This is a genomic window from Alcanivorax sp. HI0044, assembly GCF_001634945.1.
This window is the reverse complement of record NZ_LWEZ01000517.1, coordinates 1-773: the sequence shown is the minus strand read 5'-3', so window position 1 is coordinate 773 and position 773 is coordinate 1. Positions and strand designations below refer to the sequence as shown.

Annotated in this window: 1 protein-coding gene; it reads right to left on the bottom strand. The window is 55.2% G+C overall.

Annotation, left to right across the window (positions count from 1 at the left end; genetic code table 11):
* On the bottom strand, positions 1-238 hold a 238-nt coding region (locus A3730_RS06125), incomplete at its 3' end, for an enoyl-CoA hydratase-related protein (protein WP_231883868.1).
* Between the last annotated feature and the right edge of the window lie 535 nt (positions 239-773).

Sequence of the window (773 nt, the reverse complement as noted above, 5' to 3'; positions counted from 1 at the left end):
GTTTGAACATGTCTGTGAATTCGGTGATGTCGGCGCCAACAATGAAAACCCCTTTGCCGGAAGTCACGATCAGGCCTTTGATGTCGCTGTTACCTTTAACAGCTTCCACAGCCTTACCGAGATCTTCCACGGTTTCCTGATTGAACTTGTTAACGGACTCGCCCTGAAGGTCAAACTTCAGTTCGGCGATGCCGTCGTCAAGCAGTTGTACGCTTACGGCGTTGCCTTGATAGATCATAGCTTCTGCTCTCCAGTCCCAAAGTACGCGGTTTAAATGACCGCTTTGGTGTGCCCCAGGCCCCGAAATTCGGGGTGGGCGCGTCGTTTACATGGCATTCATGTGAGTGTTTGCTTACATAAACGACGAAACTCGTAGGCCCGCAAGTATAGGGAAGCGGGATGACTTTTTTAGCCCTAATTTGTGACTATCTGGTCGTGGTGGTGATTGCGGGGTACCGTATGGCGAAAATTTCATCACTTGCTCCTTGTGTTCGTGCTGTTAGGGCGGCGCCGTGGCAGACTGCCGGTCTGGTGCCGCCCCGGCTCGCCGGGGGCATTCATGATGCAAGCATCATTTCCCACAAACTTCGCGCCCTCTCAGAAAGGCAGAGGTTTTGTGGGAAGTCATGCTTGCATGACGAATACCCGGCCTGGCCAGAACCCCTGACTCACCGAGCCCCATTCATGCCCATGGACAAACCCAGCTTGCCCAAGATCACCCGCCGGCCGCAGCACACGCCGGACTGGCCCGATGTGCCGCCCATGCTGGCGCG